The sequence below is a fragment of the Stenotrophomonas sp. YJH_SMC_14-1 genome (assembly GCF_059372275.1).
This window is the reverse complement of sequence record NZ_JCAFVK010000006.1, coordinates 145938-163907: the sequence shown is the minus strand read 5'-3', so window position 1 is coordinate 163907 and position 17970 is coordinate 145938. Positions and strand designations below refer to the sequence as shown.

Sequence of the window (17970 nt, the reverse complement as noted above, 5' to 3'; positions counted from 1 at the left end):
CGCGTGAACGCAGGTACGCCGTTGACCCTGCCGCCGGAACTGCGTGCGCGCTTGCGCATGTTGCGGCTGCGACCGCGCCTGGCCAGCGGTGCCAGTGGCATCGGCCAGCACGCCAGCCGCAGCCGCGGTGCCGGCCTCGAATTCGCCCAGTACCGTGCCTATGAGCCTGGTGACGAACTCCGCCAGATCGACTGGAAGCTGTATGCACGCTCGGACCGCTTCTTCGTGCGTGAGTCCGAGCGCGAAAGCCCGATCACGGTCTGGCTGCTGCTCGATGCCACCGCCTCGGCCGGCCAGGCTGATCGCGCGGTACCGCAGCGCACGCGCCTGGACCACATGCGTGGCGTGGCCGCGTGCCTGGTTGAACTGGCCCTGCAACAGGGTGATCGCTTCGGCCTGCTGGCGATCAATGGCGCTGGCCTGCAACTGGTGCCTGCGGCGAACGGCGCGCGCCAGCGTGATCGCGTGCATCTGCAACTGCACGCCCTGCAGGCGCGCGGCGCCTGGCCTGCGGCCGATCGCCTGCGCCCGCTGTGGGAGCGCGTGCGCCCGGGCGACCTGCTGCTGGCAATCGGTGATGGCTTCGACGACGCCGGCATCGTGCTGCTGGAACAACTGGCCAGCGCGCGCCGCGAAGTGGCACTGCTGCAGATCCTCACCGCCGACGAGCGCGACTTCCCGTTCGACGCCGGCCACCGCTTCCGCGACCCGGAGACCGGCGAGGAACTGCTGGGCGATGGCGCGGCGATCCGCGCTGACTACCTGCAGCGCTTCGCCGACGCACGCAGCGCATTGCATGCGCGCCTGCAGGCCAACGGGATTGCCAGTGCCACAGGCTGGCTCGACCAGCCGCTGGACCAGGCGCTGCAGGCGTTGTTTGGCCGTGGGGGCGATGCATGACCCTGCTGTTCCCGCTCGGCCTGGCCGCGCTCGCTGCAGGGTTGCTGCCGCTGCTGATCCACCTGGCCCGTCGCCATCCCTACACGCCACTGGATTTCGCCGCGCTGCGCTGGCTGCGCGCGCAGATGCGGCCGCGCCAGCGCATCCGCTTCGATGACTGGCCGTTGCTGCTGGTGCGCCTGCTGTTGCTGGCCGCGCTGGCCCTGCTGCTGGCACGACCTGCGTTGACTGGCCCGACGGCGCCTCCCGCTGCATGGACCGTGGTAGCGCCGGGACTGGATGCTACGGCCCTGCGTGGAACGGCCGAGGATGGCAACTGGCACTGGCTGGCACCCGGCTTCCCCGGCATCGATCAGGCGCCATCTGCATCAACCGCCCCCCTGCCCAGCCTGTTGCGCGAACTGGACGCGCAGCTGCCCGTTGGCACCGCATTGACCGTGCACGTTCCCGATCCCCTGCCCAGCCTGGATGGGGCCCGCCTGCAGCTGTCGCGCGACGTGCAATGGCACACGCAGCCGATACCGGTCACTGCGCAACCGAGTGCCGCGACGTCGCCGCGCCTGCGCGTGCACAGCGATGCTTCGGCCACTGCCCAGCGCTGGTTGAACGCACTGCAGCGCGCGTGGGGCGTGCAGGCACCGCTTGCTCCGCTGCCGGCGGATGCCCTGCCGGAGCGCGGCGAGATCGGCGTGTGGAGCCGCAGCGATGCACTGCCGGCGAACTGGCAGGCGTGGCTGCGCGGCGGCGGTCGTGTCATGACTGCCGGCAAGCCTGCTGCCAGCACGAGCATCCTGCTGCGCGATGCCGAGGGCGCACCGCTGCTGTGGCAGCAACGCATCGGCCACGGCTATCTGCTGGCGCTGCCGGGTGGCTGGAATGCCGCCAGCAACCCTGCGCTGCACGATCCGCGCCTGCCACGTGCCCTGCTGCTGGCGCTGCAGCCGCCTACGGCCCCGCGCCTGGGCGATGCACGTGACCAGGCACCGCAGCGGGCCGCATTGCCTGCTGCAACACCACCGCTGCGTGAGCCCACGCCTTGGCTGTTGCTGGCCGTCGTGCTGCTGTTCGCGCTGGAACGCTGGATGGCCAGCAGCACCCGGCGCAGGGTGGCCGCATGAACACCCTGCAGCACGCCTGGCAACGCGCACGCCGCCGCCGTGCGCTCATCACCCTGCTGTTGGGCCTGCCATGGGCATTGGCCGCCGCGGTGCTGGCCCTGCGTCTTGCAGGCTTCGATATCGCCTGCGTCGTCGGCACGGTCAGCCTGCTCACCTGCGCTGTCTTCGTCACTGCGCGTGCCCGCCAGCTGGACCGGCAGTGGCTGCAGCGCCAGCTCGATGGCAGCGGTGCCAGCGAGGACAGTGCCGATCTGCTGTTCGCCGACACAACCACACTCAATCCGCTGCAGCAGCGCCAGCGTGTGCATGTGCTGGCCATGCTGGAACACGCGATGCCGGAGCTGCGTCCGCGCTGGCCGCGTGGGGCACTGGCGCTGTACTGGATCGCAGGCCTGGCCATTGTTGTGCTGGCATTCGGCTGGCCACTTTCCAGCCCCGGCTCCGTGCCTGTCCGCACGCCGACGCCTGGCAGCGCTGCTGCTGCGGGCCCGCTGCGCCTGCAGTCCACCCGCCTGCGCATCGACGCGCCGGCCTATACCGGCCAGGCCACGCTCACCCAGAATGCGCTGGATGCGAAGGTTGCCGCCGACAGCCGGCTGTCCTGGTCCCTGCGCTTCGACCGCGCCCCGGACAAGGCATGGCTGCAGTTCCACGATGGTCGCCGGTTGGCACTGAGCGAGCGCGAAGGACAGTGGCAGGCGCAGGATGTGGCACGTATGCCGCTGCTGTACCGCGTGGTGAGCGAACCGGCACTGGCAGAGACCCGCCTGCATCGGCTGGATGTGGTGGCCGACCGTGCACCCAGCGTGCGCGTACTGGAGCCCACGGCCAGCCTGGTGCTGGGCACGCCGGGGCAACGGCAGTGGGCACTGCGCTTCGAGGCCAGCGACGATTACGGTGTCGCGGCGCAGGCAACGCTGTCGATCACCACTACCCAGGGCAGCGGTGAGAACATCACCTTCGTGAAGCGCAGCGTCACGCTTGCCGGCAGCGGCGAAGCCACCGCGCGGCGTTTCGCCCACACCCTTGATCTGGCTGCGCTGGGCGCGCAGCCTGGCAACGATGTGATCGCCCAGCTGGAGGTACGCGACAATCATGCACCCACCCCGCAGACCGGGCGCAGCAGCAGCGTGATCCTGCGCCTGCCCAGCGCCGAAGTCGCGCTCGGTGCAGAGCTCGAGGGCCGCATCAAGAAGACCCTGCCTGCGTACTTCCGCAGCCAGCGGCAGATCATCATCGATGCCGAAGCGCTGATCCGGCAGCGACGCAGCCTGGCCGCCGAGGACTTCGTGAAGCGCAGCGATGCGATCGGTGTCGACCAGCGCATCCTGCGCCTGCGCTACGGCCAGTTCCTGGGCGAGGAAAGCGAAGGTGCGGCGAAGCCGCCGCCGACCAGCGACCTGCCCACCAGCGATGCGCCGACCGCAGACGGCCACAACGACGATCACGGACACGACCATGGCGCGCAGGCCGGCGCGCAAGACGACCATGGCCACGATCATGGCAGTACAGCCAACGCAGATATCCCGCCGGTGTTCGGCAGCGAGACCGACGTGCTTTCCGAATACGGGCACACCCATGACCACGCCGAGGCGACCACCCTGCTCGACCCGCAGACCCGCGCCACGTTGAAGGCCGCGCTGGACCAGATGTGGTCGGCCGAAGGCGAGCTGCGCCAGGGCCGCCCGGAGCAGGCGCTGCCATTTGCCTACAAGGCGCTGGGCTTCATCAAGCAGGTGCAGCAGGCCGAGCGCATCTACCTGGCCCGGGTCGGGCCGGAGCTGCCACCCATCGATGAAAGCCGCCGGCTGGGCGGTGATCGCGCCGGACTGGCCAGTCGTGAACTGCCGTTGGCCGCGCGAACCCCGCCGGACCCGGCCATCGTTGAAGCCTGGCAACGCCTCGGTGAAGACAACGGCGCACCGGATCTCGATGCGCTGGCGGCCTGGCAGCAGCGCAACGCCGCCTACCTGCCCGATGCACTCGATCTGGCTGCGGCCATCGAGCAGCTGCGCATCGAGCCCGACTGCGGCGACTGTCGCCAGCGCCTGCGCGCACAGTTGTGGCGGGCGCTGCAGCGTCCGCTGCCACAGGCGATGCGGCGCAGTGCCGCCGATGCGATGGGCCAGCGCTACCTCGACGCGCTGGAGGCGCAGCCATGAACGCCTCCGCTGTGAACCTGTGGATTGCACCGGCACTCGCCCTGATCGTGGTCATCGCCAGCGTGCGCCAGCTGCGTGCGGACACAGCGCACCCCGGCCGCCGGTGGGTCGTGATCGCACTGCAGATCGTCGTCGCCACGCTGCTGTATTTCTGCCTGGCGCCCCCCAACCGCCAGCAACCCGCAGGCGGGCTGGTCGTGCTTGGCGTCGATGCCGGCAAGGCCGGCGCACTCCCGGCCAGCGAAGGCCCGCTGTTGCTGTTGCCGGAAGCTGCCGATGTGCCCGGCGCACAGCGCGTACCCGACCTGGCCACCGCGCTGCGCCAGCATCCGGCCGCCACGCTGACGCTGGTCGGTGCGGGCCTGGTCGCACGTGACCGCGACGCGGTGCTGCCGCCGGATGTGCGTTGGCAGGCTGCACCGGAGCCGCGCGGCTGGATCGCGCTGCAGCCGCCGGCCGATGTCGCACCCGGTGCCCGCTTCGACGTGCAGGCACAGGCGCGTGGCGCGGCCAAGGCGAAGGCCGAACTGCTCGACCCGGCCGACAGCGTGGTCGATCGCACGGAGGTTGCCGACGACGGCCGCGTGCAGCTGAGTGGTATCGCCCGCGCCGAAGGCCGCAGCGTGTTCCAGCTGCGCCTGCTCGATGCCGACGGCCATGTGGTGGACAGCGTACCGGTGCCGCAGCAGACCCTGCCGTCCGCACCGCTGCGCCTGCTGGTGCGCGCCGGCGCGCCGGGTCCAGAGCTGAAGTACCTGCGGCGCTGGGCAGCCGATGCAGGCATCCGTGTGCAGGTGCAGGCGGATACCGGGGCCGGACTCAGCATCGGCGATGGCGCGGTGTCGATCAATGCAGCATCGCTCACGCGCAGCGATCTGTTGCTGCTGGACGAGCGCAGCCTGGCGGCATTGAGTGCGGGCCAGCTGGCCGCCGTGCGCCAGGCGCTGCGCGATGGACTGGGCGTGCTGGTGCGCAGTGCGGGCGCACCTTCGGCCAGCGCGCGGCAACGCCTTCGCGATCTGGGCCTGCCAGTGCAGGATGATGGCAGCAGCCACCCCCTCGAACTTCCCGGCGATGGCGAAAGCGCGATCCTCGCCGCACGCCGTGGCCCGCTCGCCGCTGGCACATTGCCGACCGGCTACGGCGAAGAGGCCGACCGCAGCTCGCACAGTGCCGCGCTGCCTTCGCTGGAAGCACTGGCGTTGCAGGCGCCGGGCAGCAACGCGCTGCTGCACGATCGGGGCGGCCAGGCCGTCGGCGGCTGGCGCGCGGTCGGCAAGGGCCGCATCGGCCTGCTGCCGCTGACCGACAGCTGGCGCTGGGTGCTGGCAGGCCGTGATGACCGCCACGGCGAACTGTGGAGCGACGTGGTTGCCACGCTGGCACGCGCGCAGGGCAGCGGTGATGCGCTGTGGTCACCACAGCCCATCAGCTGGGCAGGCGAACGGCAGGCGCTGTGCGGCGTGCAGGCGCCGCTGCAGGCCTTCAACCCGCGTGGCGACAGCGTGCCGCTGATCGCCGATGATGCAACGTCGGCGCTGCGCTGCGCCGGCTGGTGGCCCCGTGAGGCAGGCTGGCAGCGCCTGCAGCATGGCGACAGCGTTGTCTGGCGCTATGTGTTCGACCCGAAGCACGCACCCGCACTGCATCGACAGGCGATGATCGATGCGACCACGCAGGCGTTGGCCTCCAGCACGTCGGCGAACGCGTCGGTGATGCAGCCCGTGCCGGGCTCACGCTGGCCGTGGTGGCTGGCGTTCGTGTTGTGCGCATCGCTGCTGTGGTGGCTGGAACGGCGGCGCTGACCCGGGGTCGGATCCCTTTCGCCCGCGAAAGGGCTCTGACCCCCTCCGTCAGGCGTTCTTCAACGCGAGCCCGCGCGCCGGTACACGCCGTTGAAGCGCACGTTCATGCCACCGCATTCGCTGTTGTCGGCCACGATCAGCACCTCGCCCAGCGAATGCACGCGTACCTTGCAGGTATCCTCGACGAACTCGACGTCGGCACCGCGCGGCGCGGCGCGCGCTTCCACCTGGCCCATGTTCGGTCCGTAGGGACGCTGCTCCGGCGTGGGGTTGGCGGAGGGCCAGTAGGCGTCCCCCTCCACATGCAGTTGCCCACCCTGCACGGTGATGCGCAGGCCGTTGTCGCCGTCCTTCCAGTTGCCCGCCCAGTCCTGCAGCGACGGCACGGCCACCGGCAATGGCTGCAGCTTGCTGCGGTCCACCCAGCCGGCACTGCCACCCACCCTGTTCGGGAAGAACGCGCAGCGATAAGCGCCCAGGTCGCGCCCGGTCACCACCGTATCGCCGTTGACCACATAGCTGCGCTGTCGGCAGGCCGGCTCGCCCTTGGCCGGGCAGCCGTCCATGTCGCCAAGCAGGTACAGGCGCGGTGCATCGACCACCCGCGCCAGTGCAAACCGGCTCTGTTCGGACGGGAACGCGCCATTGCGGCAGGCGCCGTCATCGGCGATGCCGGAAGCGAAGGCGGAGGCCGGCAGCAACGCGGCCATCAGGCAGATCGAACGCAGGAACATGGCAGCACTATTGGTGGGGAAGCCGGCAGGATATACCGGCCTACTTCACCGGCGACGCATCACCCGCACCTTGCTCCTGGGAGAACCGCAGCGCACGCTGCTGCTGTTCGGCACTCAGCTCCGGCGGTGGCCGCGCCACCGCGGCCTGGATCTGCGAAGGCCCGCCGGTGAGTTTGTTGATCCCCTTGGCCGCCGCCATCACACCCTTGACCACGCCCATCATGATGTAGCCGCCGCCCATGCTCACCTGCTCCGGCGATGGCGGTTCGCTCCAGTCACGGCTGAAGCGGTTGTCGCCGAACTTCACCGGGTTCTTGAAGCGGTAAAGATCCAGCGGCTCCTCTTCCGGCTTGAGCGCACGCACTTCGCCGAGGGTGGTGACGTTGTCCTGCGGCAGAGCGGTGGAGATCGGTGCGGTGGTTGCCGCCGAAGCATCCACCGGGGGAACGGGCGCAGGATCGGGCACCGCCACCGGCGTGGCCTGCTGCGCCTGCGCGATGCCGGCCAGCAGCATGCCGGCCAAGAGGGCTCCCTGCGTTCCACGTCGTGCCACAGCCATCCACCTGTTGGTTGCGTCCAGCGCCCAAGGATACGGATGCCGGCTTCAGATTTCGTTGCTGCACTGGCAGCTGTTCAGCCAGGGGAGATGCGGCGACGCCACGGGACGCGGGCACTGAACGGTTCACGCCCTCCGTGTGCGGTGTCTCACATCCTGAGACGTGAGTGTGGTGCCATGTGACCCCTCGCAATCCGTCCCGGCTCCATCTTCCATGGCCTACGAACTCGCCAAGCGCACCGCCGATGCCGAGCAGAAGCTCGCCACGCGCGACGGCCTGCCCGCCCGCGACGGCGCCCTGCTCAGCGCGCGCCTGCAGCGCCGCTACCAGGACCGCATCACCGGCAGCTTTGCCATTCCCGGCCGCGAAGGCCGCTATGCGCCCATTCCCGATTCAGTTCCGCCTGCCCTGGCCGCCGCCCTGAAGGCGCGTGGCATCGAACAGCTCTACAGCCACCAGGCCGAAGCCTGGGAGGCCAGCCAGCGCGGCGAGCACGTGGCCATCGTCACCCCCACCGCCAGCGGCAAGTCGCTGTGCTACACCCTGCCGGTGGTCAGCGCGGCAATGCAGGACAAGGCCAAGGCGCTGTACCTGTTCCCGACCAAGGCACTGGCCCAGGACCAGGTGGCCGAGCTGCTGGAACTCAACCGCGCCGGCGATCTGGGCGTAAAGGCCTTCACCTTCGATGGCGACACGCCCGGCGATGCACGACAGGCCATCCGCCTGCATGGCGACATCGTGGTGTCCAACCCGGACATGCTGCACCAGGCCATCCTGCCGCATCACACCAAGTGGGCGCAGTTCTTCGAGAACCTGCGCTACATCGTCATCGACGAAGTGCATACCTATCGCGGCGTGTTCGGCAGCCACGTCACCAACGTGCTGCGCCGGCTCAAGCGCATCTGCGCGTTCTACGGCGTGAAACCGCAGTTCATCCTGTGCTCGGCCACCATCGGCAACCCACAGGCGCATGCCGAGGCGCTGATCGAGGCCCCGGTGACTGCCATCACTGAATCCGGTGCGCCCAGCGGGCCGAAACAGGTGCTGCTGTGGAACCCGCCGGTGATCAATCCGGACCTGGGCCTGCGCGCCTCGGCGCGCTCACAGAGCAACCGCATCGCGCGCATCGCGATCAAGTCCGGGCTGAAGACCCTGGTGTTCGCGCAGACACGTTTGATGGTGGAAGTGCTGACCAAGTACCTGAAGGACATCTTCGACCACGACCCGCGCAAACCGCCGCGCATCCGCGCCTACCGCGGTGGCTACCTGCCCACCGAGCGGCGCGAGACCGAGCGCGCGATGCGTGCCGGCAACATCGACGGCATCGTCAGCACGTCGGCGCTGGAACTGGGCGTGGATATCGGCAGTCTGGACGTGGTCATCCTCAACGGCTACCCCGGCAGCGTGGCGGCCACCTGGCAGCGCTTCGGCCGCGCCGGCCGCCGCCAGCAACCCGCACTGGGAGTGATGGTGGCCAGCTCGCAGCCGCTGGACCAGTATGTGGTGCGCCACCCGGACTTCTTCGCCGAGGCCTCGCCCGAGCACGCGCGCATCGCGCCGGACCAGCCGCTGATCCTGTTCGACCATATCCGCTGCGCGGCCTTCGAGCTGCCGTTCCGGGTCGGCGATGGCTTCGGCCCGATCGATCCGGAGGTATTCCTGGAAGCGCTGGCAGAGACAGAAGTGATCCACCGCGAAGGCGAGCGCTGGGAATGGATCGCCGACAGCTATCCGGCCAACGCGGTCAGCCTGCGTGCGGTGGCCGACGGCAACTTCGTGGTGGTCGACCGCAGCGATGGCCGCCAGCAGATCATCGCCGAGGTCGATTACTCCGCCGCCGCGCTCACCCTGTACGAGGGCGCCATCCACATGGTGCAGTCCACCCCGTACCAGGTGGAGACGCTGGACTGGCAGGGGCGCAAGGCCTACGTCACCCGCACCCACGTGGACTACTACACCGACAGCATCGACTTCACCAAGCTCAAGGTGCTGGACCGTTTCGATGGCGGCGTGGCCGGCCGGGGCGATTCGCATCATGGCGAAGTGCACGTGGTGCGCCGCGTGGCCGGCTACAAGAAGATCCGCTATTACACCCACGAGAACATCGGCTACGGGCCGGTGAACCTGCCCGACCAGGAACTGCACACCACTGCGGTGTGGTGGCAGCTGCCGCAGGCGCTGCTGCTGCGCGCGTTCGCCAGCAAGCAGGATGCGCTGGATGGCTTTCTCGGCGCCGCGTATGCACTGCACATCGTTGCCACCGTGGCGGTGATGGCCGATGCGCGCGACCTGCAGAAGTCGGTGGGCAACGGCGATGGTTCCTGGTTCGCGATCGCCGACCAGAGCGGCCGCGGCCAGCTGCGCGGCAGCGAGGGCGATCCCGGTGGGGTGGAGCTGCTGCAGGAGTTCGTGCCCACCGTGTACCTGTACGACAACTTCCCCGGCGGCGTCGGCCTCAGCGAACCGCTGTGGCAGCGCCAGGCCGAACTGGTGCAGCGCGCGCGCGAACTGGTGCAGCGCTGCGACTGCAGGGCCGGCTGCCCGGCCTGCGTGGGCCCGGTGCTGGCCGCGCAGGAAGACGATGAGACTTCGCCGCGCGCGCTGGCGCTGCGTGTGCTCGACCTGTTCGATGCCGACGCCTGCCAGCACGTGCCCGACGTGGTGGTGACCACGCGCGACCCGATGGAGCTGCTGGCACCGTGAGCCTGAGCCTGGACAAGCTGCGCCTGCTGCGCCGGCAGGCCGGCGACCCGAAGGCGAGCACACCGGCCGCGCCGGACGTGCCCCCTGCGCCACCGGCACCCGTGGCCGCGAACGATGCGCGGCAACCACCGGCCGAACGTTCGGTGTTCGCCTGGGTCGAACAGGAGATCCGCCACAAGCCGACCGGCGCTGCGGTCTCCACACCGGCACCCGCACCGCTGCGTCGGCCGGAAGTGGGCGGTCTGCATCGCCTGCTCGGCCTGCGTTCGCGCGGTGGAGCCGCGCCGGCGCGCGCCAGTGCACAGGATCGTCAGCTGCCCGGCGAGGAGATCGCGCCGGGCCTGTTCCTGATCGAATCGCTGCAGCCGCAACCAATCCCGACTGCGCCGCTGTCATTGGCCTTCGCCAAGCGCGAGGACCAGCACGTAGCTGCGCGCGACCTGCTGTTCTTTGATACCGAAACCACCGGCCTGGCCGGTGGCACCGGCACGCGTGCCTTCATGATCGGCGCGGCCGACTGGCACGTGTGCCCGCAACGTGGCGAAGGCCTGCGCATCCGCCAGCTGCTGATGTCCACCATGGCTGCGGAAGAAGCGATGCTGGCCACCTTCGCCAGTTGGCTGCAGCCCTCCACCGTGTTCTGCAGCTACAACGGCCGCAGCTACGATGCGCCGCTGCTGAAGGCGCGCTACCGGCTGGCGCGCCAACGCGATCCGATCACCGCGCTGGACCATGTGGACCTGCTCTACCCCACCCGTCGCCGCTATCGCGGCACCTGGGAGAACTGCAGGCTGTCCACCATCGAGCGCCAGCTGCTGCGCGTGGTGCGCGAGGACGACCTGCCCGGCTCGGAAGCGCCGGGCGCATGGCTGCGCTTCCTGCGCGGCGGCGACGCGGTGAACCTGCGCCGGGTGGCCGACCACAACCACCAGGACGTGGTAACCCTGGCCCTGCTGCTGCAACGGCTGGTGCACGAGGAGCAGCGCGAGCGCGAGACGCTGGCGCTGGTCGCCAGGCAGGACGACTCGCGTTGACCGCAGCGCCCGCTTTTTCCCCGCGATTCACTCAGTCAAGAACTTCCGCAGTCGTCCAGCAAACCCACTGGGCGCGGGCACGTCGCTGCTGGACGAATCGACAGCGGCGGCCTTGATGCGCTCGGCAATGGCGAAGTGATCCAAGGTCGCTTCCAGGTTTGCGGCCCGTTCGTCTACGGCGACCAGCAGCCGTTCCAGGTCCTGCTGTGGGTCAGCATGGAACCAGTCGACGGTGAACTTCAGGGTCTGGCCAAACTGCTGCTCCAGGGGGCGCAACGCCAGGCTGCGCAACTGCATCAGTGCTCCACTGCGCGCAGCGTCACGCACCCACCACGACAGAAACTCCAGCGCCAGCAAGCCTGCCGGGCCGCCGTCCAGTTCAAACTCGATCCCAATCAGCACCTCATGCGACAGATTACCTTCGCTACGCCGCAATACGGCCAGCGGTAGATCCGCGTAGGGCAATAGCGACAATTCGTCTACAGCCAGCTCCGACAAATCCTGCTTGGTCACCGAAGCGGTGCGCACGCCAGGAATGGACGAAACCGCATTGATCAGGCGTTGAACGCGCTCAACCATCGGACATGCGCCTTGAGTTGACTGGGTGCAAGACACTAACCGCTGCCCGCACAGGCATCAATCCGCTGCTCTTCGACGACTTCACACACTGTGGCGCTTGCCAGGCACGGATTCAGGCCGCGTTGACACCACTGACACGCGCAGCGGCGACACTGCCCGCTGTCCCTTCACCGGAGCCGTGCCCATGCGCCCTACCACCCTGTTGCTGCTGGCCAGCATCCTGCCGCTCGCGGCCTGCAGCCATGCCGGTGCCAACGGCACCGCCGATACCGGCAGCCTGCCGGCCAAAGTCTCCGATGGCCCGCACGAATGCCGCCCCGAGGCGCTGGAAGCGTTCACCGGCAAAACCGCCGACGAAGCCACGATCAAGAAGCTGGTGGCTGACAGCGGCGCGCGCGGTGCACGGGTAGTCAAACCCGGCATGGCGGTGACCATGGACTTCCGCCAGGACCGCGTGACCGTGCAGGTGAATGCGCAGAACCGCATCGAGCGCGCCAGCTGCGGTTGATGTTCCTTACCGATCCCGCTGGCACCGGGTATCCACCCGCGCCAGCGGGATAAGCTTCCAGCCACACTGCAAGGAGTGCTGTATGCCGAGGTTCCGCAACGGGAAACCGTATCGCCGGTGGTTGGGCTGTCTGTTCGCCACTCTGCTGTGCGTGGCCGCCCCCCCGCTGGCGGCACAAGAGGGCCGGCCCCCATGGTCCGCCACCTGGTTCGCCGCCCAGCAGGACTACGGCGTTACCTTTCCGGACAACATCGTTCCCCCGCCCCCACCCGTCACCCTGGCCGACCAGACCGTACGCATGACCGTACGTCTTTCGCGCGGCGGAGAAACACTGCGCGTTCGCTTCTCCAATCGGTTCGGCAAGGCCCCGGTCACATTGGAGGACCTCCGTATTGCGCCAAGCATGGGCGCCGATGGTATCGTCCTCCACAAGCAGCGCTCATTGCGTTTCAGTGGTGCAGCACGCTTGACGCTCGCCCCCGGCGAAGAGCGCTGGAGTGATCGGATCAACCTGCATGTGGCTGACCAGACGGAACTGTCCGTCAGCCTGTACGTCATGGCACCGACGCCGGTGGTCACCACGCATTCGGTCGGCCTGCAGACCAACTACCGCGCGCCCGGCAACCAGGTCGGCGCGGCCCTGCTGCGCTTCGCCGACCCCATGCGGGCCTATTATTGGCTGGACGCCATTGACGTTGCCGGAAACCAGCCATCGGCGGTACCAGCAGCTGGCGGCAAGCCGGTGGTCATGGTCGCCTTCGGTGACTCGATCACCGATGGTGCCGGCTCTACAGTGGATCGCAATTTCCGCTGGCCCAACCTGCTTGATGACCGTGTCCGCAGTGCAGGCCTGCGCAAGGTCAGCGTAGTCAATGGCGGCATTGCCGGCAATCGCTGGCTGCATGATGGAGTCGGGCCAGCAGGCGTGTCGCGCTTCGGGCACGATGTGCTGGCGGTGTCCGGTGCCAGCCATGCCGTGCTGCTGCTGGGCATCAACGATATCGGCATCGGCCAGCTGCATCCGCCGCAGGCGGTGTCTGCAGCGCAGTTGATCGACGCCCTGCGCACGTCGGTGCAGCGAGCCCGGCAACGTGGGATCAGGGTGATGCTTGGAACGTTGCTGCCCTATGGAGGATCAGGCTACTTCGACGCCGCCGGAGAAACCAAGCGGCAAGCCGTGAACGATTGGATCAGGGCAGCACAGGGCGTCGATGGTGTCATCGACTTCGATCGCATCATGCGCGATCCACAGCGCCCGACCCATCTGCGTCCCAGCTATGACAGCGGGGATCATCTGCATCCCAGTGATGCCGGCTATGCAGCGATGGCGGACGCGTTCCCGATACGCTGGCTGCAGCACTGATTGCCCCAGGGTAGTGCCGGCCGCTTGCCGGCACCCCCCATTGCCGGCCAGCGGCCGGCACTACCGATCAGAGTCGGTCGGCCTTGCCACTGGCCAGTGCGCGCGCGATCACCTGCTGCGCCTGCTGCGATGCCTGTGCATGCACGCGTGCCTGGCGCTCGCCCAACGCGGCCTGTTGGCTGCCCAGCGCCGCCTGGCGGCTGGCCAGTTCAGACTGCTGGCTGGCCAGGCGCTGCATGGCGCGGGTGCGGCTGGCACGCGCGGTTTCGTTGTCCACTTCCTGCATCGCACGACGCGCCTCGGCGGCAGCCTCACGTGCGGCCTCACGTGCAACCGCCGCGTCGTTGGTCGCGCCCCGCGCCGCCTTCGCCGCTTCGGCCGCCGCTTCGCGGTTGATGTCATGCGCGGCCATCGCACTGCGCGCGGCCTCCGCTGCGGCCAGTGCCAGGCGGCGCGCCTCTTCACCCTGCAGACGCCCCATCTCACCCATCTGCTTGCCCAGGTCGCCCTGCTGGCGGCCCAGCGCACTCTGCTGGCGGCCCAGTTCGCTCTGCTGGCGACCAAGGTCCGCCGCACCGGCATAGGCGCGCTGCAGCGACTGGATCAACATCGGGTCGCGCACCACATAGCGCTTGTCGCCCTGGCGGAACCACAGCGCCGGGCCCTTGCCGAGCTGCCGGCGGGCCACCATCACGTCGTCCATGCCGCCGTTGGCGAAGGTCGAATCACCATCGACCAGCACGAAGGCCTCCCGGGGCGACTTGCCCAGATCGAGGCGACCGTAGGTCGTGATGGAGGAGGTGGTGGTCGTGCCGTCATGGTCCTCATCCATGCCAGCGGCATCGTCGACATCGGCCACATCGGCATCGTCAGGACCGGAGGGTTCTTCCATATCGGCCGGTTCTGCGGGCGGTGCGGGAGCCACCGGCTCGGCCGGAACGCGCGCGGCCGAGGCTGGTGCGGGCGGCGCTTCCGGGGCCTTCGGCGGCCGCGGCACAGCAACCTTCGGTGCGGCCGGAGGCGCAGGCGGTGCCGGCGGCACCGGCGCTGCGACCAGCCGCATCGGCGCCACGCCCACCACCACCACGACGGCGGTCAACGCCATCGCCAGCAGACGCGGGCAGGACCGGTGCGACTGCAGCGAAAGCAGGCGACGCTTGAGGCTGGTGGTGCTCGGTGCGGCACTGGCCACGCCCAGATGCGGCTGCGCTGCCACGCCCAGCTGCAGCAACAGGCGGCCATAGGCCTGGCGGCTGGCGCCATGCTGGCCGACCACGGCCGCATCCACTGCTTCCTCGCGGGCCTGGGCGTATTCGCGCACCGACAGGCGCAGCAGCGGGTGGAAGAAGAACAGGTGCTGGGCCAGCGCGGGCAGCAGGCCCCATTGCAGGTCACGGCGCTGCAGGTGCTGCAGTTCGTGGGTCAGTGCCAGGTCCAGCGCGTCACCCTGCAGGGCGTTGTCGCCGGCCGGCAGCAGCAGCACCGGGCGGAACGGCCCGACCAGCTGCGGCGAGTCCACCTGCGCGCTCATCCACAGCCGCGGCGCAGGGCGCACGCCGTGCGCGTCGGAGGCCAGCTGCAGGGCCTGCACCAGCGCCTCGTCCTCGCAGGGATACGCCGCAGCCAGCAGTGCGCGGCAGCGGCGCCACTCACCGAAGGTGCGCAGCCCCATCATCAGCACGCCGGACAGCCACAGCGCGGCCAGTGCGACCGCCCACCATGCAACTGCCGGTACATCGGCCGTGGGCAGCGGCATCGCGGCCAGCAACTGCGCAGAGGCCTCCGGGGCCAGCGGGTAGACGATGTCAGCGGCCACGTCGGTCGCGGTCATCGCCACCGCCTGCGGCGCCGGCAGCCAGGCCAACTGCAACGGCTGGCTCCAGAACAGGCCGAGCACGGCCTGCAGCGAGACCAGCCACCACAGGCGGCAGCGGGTCGCCGCCGACAGCGACGGCAGCGCGCGGCACAGGCCGTACACCAGCGCCACCAGCAGCACGGTCTGCAGGCTGGTCCAGCCCAACCGTTCCAGCATCGGAATCAGCATCGTGGTGTCCATGGCTCAGCCCTCGTGGCGACGCGATTGGAGTTGGGCGACCAGCGCTTCCAGCTCGGCCAGCTCGTTGTCGCTGACCTGCTGGCGCTGCGACAGGTAGGCCACGAACGGCGACACCGAGCCCTGCAGGGTGTTGTCGACGAACTGGGCCACGGCACCCTGCAGCACGCTCTGCGGGCCACGGGTGGCCTGGTAGCGGTAGACGCCGTCCTGCTGCCGGCGCTGAAGATACCCCTTCGCCCGCAGCCGCTCCATCATCGTCAGCACGGTGGAACGGGCCAGGCCGCGGGCCTCGCCGTAGCCACTGGCGACCTCGCCGACGCTGGCCGGCGCATGTTCATCGATGTACTGCAGCAGGGCCAGTTCCTGGTCCCCGATGGTCTTGCCACGCATGACACCACTCCCTTGACTACACGTGTCGTCACTGTCAGCTTGACGACAACTGTAGTCAACCCCCCGGAAGTCATGGGCCGACGAACGGTAGGCACCACCGAGCGCTTAAACCTTTGACCCGCCCGCTGCATCCGATCCGCAACGCCCCGCTGGAATTCCGCATGTCCCGCCCAATGCTCCGAGTCCTGCTCATGCTCATCAGTGCACTGCCCTTCGCCGCCGTCTCTGCCAGCCAGGACCAGGCCAACGACCAGACCCGCCGCCTGATCCGCCAGATCATGCTGGAGCAGCGCATCCCGGGATTGCAGATCGCGGTGGTCAAGGACGGGCAGACGGTGTTGTCCGAGGCCTACGGGCTGGCCAACGTGGAGAACGGTGTGCTTGCCTCGCGCGACACCCGCTTCCCGCTCAATTCGGCCACCAAGGCGTTCACCGGCGTGGCGGCCGCGCAACTGGCCCAGCAGGGGCAGCTGGATCTGGACGCACCGGCCTCGCGCTACCTGGATGGCCTTCCGCCAGCGTGGAGAGACGTACGCGTACACCAGCTGCTGGCGCATACCTCCGGCCTTCCCGACATCCTTGATGCGAAGGGACTGCTGGGCGGTGGCTCAGAAGCGCAGGCGTGGGCGGCCGTCACTGCGCAGCCGCTCGAAGCCGAACCCGGGCAGCGCTTCGCCTACAACCAGACCAACTACGTACTGCTGGCACGAATCATCGCGAAGCAATCCGGCATGCCCTACGAACGTTTCCTCGCCACCGGCCAGTTCAGCAGCGCGCGCATGGCCCGCACCACCTTCGGCGACAGCTACGACCTGATTCCCGATGCGGCGACGATGTACAGCCTGGCCCCGCGTGCCACCGACGCTGCGGATGCACCGTCCCGCCTGTCGCACTGGTTCTACGACATACCGCCTTCGCTGTGGGCCGGTGGCGGCATCCTCACCACCGCCGACGACACCGCGCGCTGGCTGGTCGCGCTGATCGAAGGCCGCCTGCTGCCGGAGACCGCCCTGCGGCGGATGTGGAGCGCAGAGCGCCTGGCGGATGGCCGTGCCGGCCCGTGGGCGGGGGGCTGGCCGGTACTGCGCGCATCGCCCGACCTTCAGGTGGCCGGTATCGGCGGTGCGCGCTCGGCGTTCGTGGTCTATCCCGAGCGCGGCGTGGCGGTGGTGGTGCTGACCAATCTTGTCGGTGCCAATCCGCAGCAGTTCATTCCACGCATTGCCGATTTCTATGCGCGCGATGCCTCAACGCCCAGTCACGAACGGGTCGCCCCTGCACGGCAATAACGGGCTGTCATCGCAGGGCCATAGCCCGGCCGGCACGGTCCTGGCCACTTCGAAGTGATCCTGGTTCCAGCGCAGGAAACCGCCGTGGATGGCATTGCCATGGTCGAAGCTGCGCGCATCGTCGGCTAATGGCTGCTCAGGGTCGGCTTCGGCCACCCAGCGCACCACCGGTACCTTGTCCAGCTGCGCGATGAAGGCGAACAGATCGCCCGCGCCCCTGTCCTGGTAAGCCGTCATCGTCGCCGCATCAGGCAGCTCGGCCTGCGCCAGCAACGACGCGGTGACATCCTGCAGCGGTGCGGCTCCCTGTGCGATGTAGGCGCGCATGCCCGTGGTGGTTGCTGGGCAGTCCTGCAGCTGCACGAGATACCCGGTGGTACCGCCACTGCTGGAGAACGAGCGCATCCAGTAGCGGAAACGCGGACCGCTGCGATCGGTGACCATGAAATCCTGCTGGCCACCCTGCGCGGGAATGGAAAGCACCTGCGCATTGCCGGCACTCTCCACGTTGCACTTCAACTGCGCCAGCACCCGCCTGGCCGGTTCGGGCAGCACAGCGTAGCGGCCGCCGGGATGGGCGCTGCCGGAAGCTTCCGGCAATGCAGGCAATCCGCGTTCAGTGGGTCGTGCCTGCGCAGGCAAGGTCTCCGGTTTCGCCTCAGGCTTCGCTGCGCGTGCGACCGGCACGGTGTGCTCCCCGGCGGGTGCACATGCGCTGCACGCCAGCAGCAACACCCACGGCAAACCGGACATCAAGGGTAGACGGATCATC

General features: G+C 68.9%; 15 protein-coding genes. 9 read left to right on the top strand and 6 right to left on the bottom strand.

The window, feature by feature from the left end; translation table 11 throughout:
* The first annotated feature begins 3 nt into the window (after positions 1 to 3).
* The 4 genes from AC5P9P_RS14970 to AC5P9P_RS14955 are packed head-to-tail and all read left to right on the top strand — an operon-like array spanning position 4 to position 5985.
* Positions 4 to 900: a DUF58 domain-containing protein gene (locus AC5P9P_RS14970; RefSeq protein WP_033834594.1), complete on the top strand. Its 897-nt coding sequence runs from the start codon at positions 4 to 6 to the stop codon at positions 898 to 900.
* The gene (locus tag AC5P9P_RS14965; RefSeq protein ID WP_111109045.1) at positions 897 to 2018 is read left to right on the top strand and encodes a BatA domain-containing protein; all 1122 of its coding nucleotides are present in this window, start codon (positions 897 to 899) and stop codon (positions 2016 to 2018) included. Before AC5P9P_RS14970 ends, AC5P9P_RS14965 begins: the two co-directional genes overlap by 4 nt.
* Complete coding sequence (locus AC5P9P_RS14960; protein ID WP_033834592.1) at positions 2015 to 4180, top strand: membrane protein; 2166 nt, start codon at positions 2015 to 2017, stop codon at positions 4178 to 4180. Before AC5P9P_RS14965 ends, AC5P9P_RS14960 begins: the two co-directional genes overlap by 4 nt.
* Entirely contained in the window at positions 4177 to 5985 is a 1809-nt protein-coding gene (locus AC5P9P_RS14955; RefSeq protein WP_495232900.1) for a hypothetical protein, read from the top strand. The genes AC5P9P_RS14960 and AC5P9P_RS14955 overlap by 4 nt, the downstream gene beginning before the upstream one ends.
* A gap of 59 nt (positions 5986 to 6044) precedes the next feature.
* On the opposite strand, the gene AC5P9P_RS14950 is transcribed toward AC5P9P_RS14955, so the two are convergent.
* Positions 6045 to 6719 carry a hypothetical protein gene (locus tag AC5P9P_RS14950; protein ID WP_033834590.1) on the bottom strand — a complete coding sequence of 225 codons (675 nt, stop codon included), beginning with the start codon at positions 6717 to 6719 and terminating at the stop codon, positions 6045 to 6047.
* 40 nt (positions 6720 to 6759) lie between these two features.
* Positions 6760 to 7278 carry a hypothetical protein gene (locus AC5P9P_RS14945; RefSeq protein ID WP_049402868.1) on the bottom strand — a complete coding sequence of 173 codons (519 nt, stop codon included), beginning with the start codon at positions 7276 to 7278 and terminating at the stop codon, positions 6760 to 6762.
* 211 nt (positions 7279 to 7489) lie between these two features.
* Between AC5P9P_RS14945 and AC5P9P_RS14940 the strand changes: the two genes are divergently transcribed.
* Positions 7490 to 9979, top strand: coding sequence for a DEAD/DEAH box helicase (locus tag AC5P9P_RS14940; RefSeq protein WP_111109044.1), 2490 nt, complete (start codon positions 7490 to 7492; stop codon positions 9977 to 9979).
* Positions 9976 to 11013, top strand: a complete 1038-nt coding sequence (locus tag AC5P9P_RS14935) for a ribonuclease H-like domain-containing protein (protein ID WP_033834587.1) — start codon at positions 9976 to 9978, stop codon at positions 11011 to 11013. Before AC5P9P_RS14940 ends, AC5P9P_RS14935 begins: the two co-directional genes overlap by 4 nt.
* A 27-nt stretch (positions 11014 to 11040) precedes the next feature.
* On the opposite strand, the gene AC5P9P_RS14930 is transcribed toward AC5P9P_RS14935, so the two are convergent.
* Positions 11041 to 11592, bottom strand: a complete 552-nt coding sequence (locus AC5P9P_RS14930; RefSeq protein ID WP_495232899.1) for a hypothetical protein — start codon at positions 11590 to 11592, stop codon at positions 11041 to 11043.
* Positions 11593 to 11776: 184 nt separating this feature from the next.
* Here AC5P9P_RS14930 and AC5P9P_RS14925 point away from each other — a divergent pair, with 184 nt between their 5' ends.
* Together AC5P9P_RS14925 and AC5P9P_RS14920 are read left to right on the top strand one after the other, a co-directional pair.
* Positions 11777 to 12100, top strand: coding sequence for an I78 family peptidase inhibitor (locus tag AC5P9P_RS14925; protein WP_049402871.1), 324 nt, complete (start codon positions 11777 to 11779; stop codon positions 12098 to 12100).
* 82 nt (positions 12101 to 12182) lie between these two features.
* Positions 12183 to 13463: an SGNH/GDSL hydrolase family protein gene (locus AC5P9P_RS14920; RefSeq protein ID WP_181454334.1), complete on the top strand. Its 1281-nt coding sequence runs from the start codon at positions 12183 to 12185 to the stop codon at positions 13461 to 13463.
* Positions 13464 to 13530: 67 nt separating this feature from the next.
* Here AC5P9P_RS14920 and AC5P9P_RS14915 read toward each other — a convergent pair whose 3' ends face one another.
* Together AC5P9P_RS14915 and AC5P9P_RS14910 are read right to left on the bottom strand one after the other, a co-directional pair.
* The gene (locus tag AC5P9P_RS14915) at positions 13531 to 15519 is read right to left on the bottom strand and encodes a M56 family metallopeptidase (RefSeq protein WP_049432531.1); all 1989 of its coding nucleotides are present in this window, start codon (positions 15517 to 15519) and stop codon (positions 13531 to 13533) included.
* A 3-nt stretch (positions 15520 to 15522) separates the two neighbouring features.
* Entirely contained in the window at positions 15523 to 15909 is a 387-nt protein-coding gene (locus AC5P9P_RS14910; protein ID WP_019661969.1) for a BlaI/MecI/CopY family transcriptional regulator, read from the bottom strand.
* Positions 15910 to 16100: 191 nt separating this feature from the next.
* Between AC5P9P_RS14910 and AC5P9P_RS14905 the strand changes: the two genes are divergently transcribed.
* Positions 16101 to 17198, top strand: a complete 1098-nt coding sequence (locus AC5P9P_RS14905) for a serine hydrolase domain-containing protein (RefSeq protein WP_033834629.1) — start codon at positions 16101 to 16103, stop codon at positions 17196 to 17198.
* Here the strand turns inward: AC5P9P_RS14905 and AC5P9P_RS14900 are convergent.
* Positions 17157 to 17798 (bottom strand): hypothetical protein, encoded by a 642-nt coding sequence (locus AC5P9P_RS14900; protein WP_229295605.1) that lies wholly within the window; start codon positions 17796 to 17798, stop codon positions 17157 to 17159. The two genes, AC5P9P_RS14905 and AC5P9P_RS14900, sit on opposite strands and share 42 nt — an antisense overlap.
* Between the last annotated feature and the right edge of the window lie 172 nt (positions 17799 to 17970).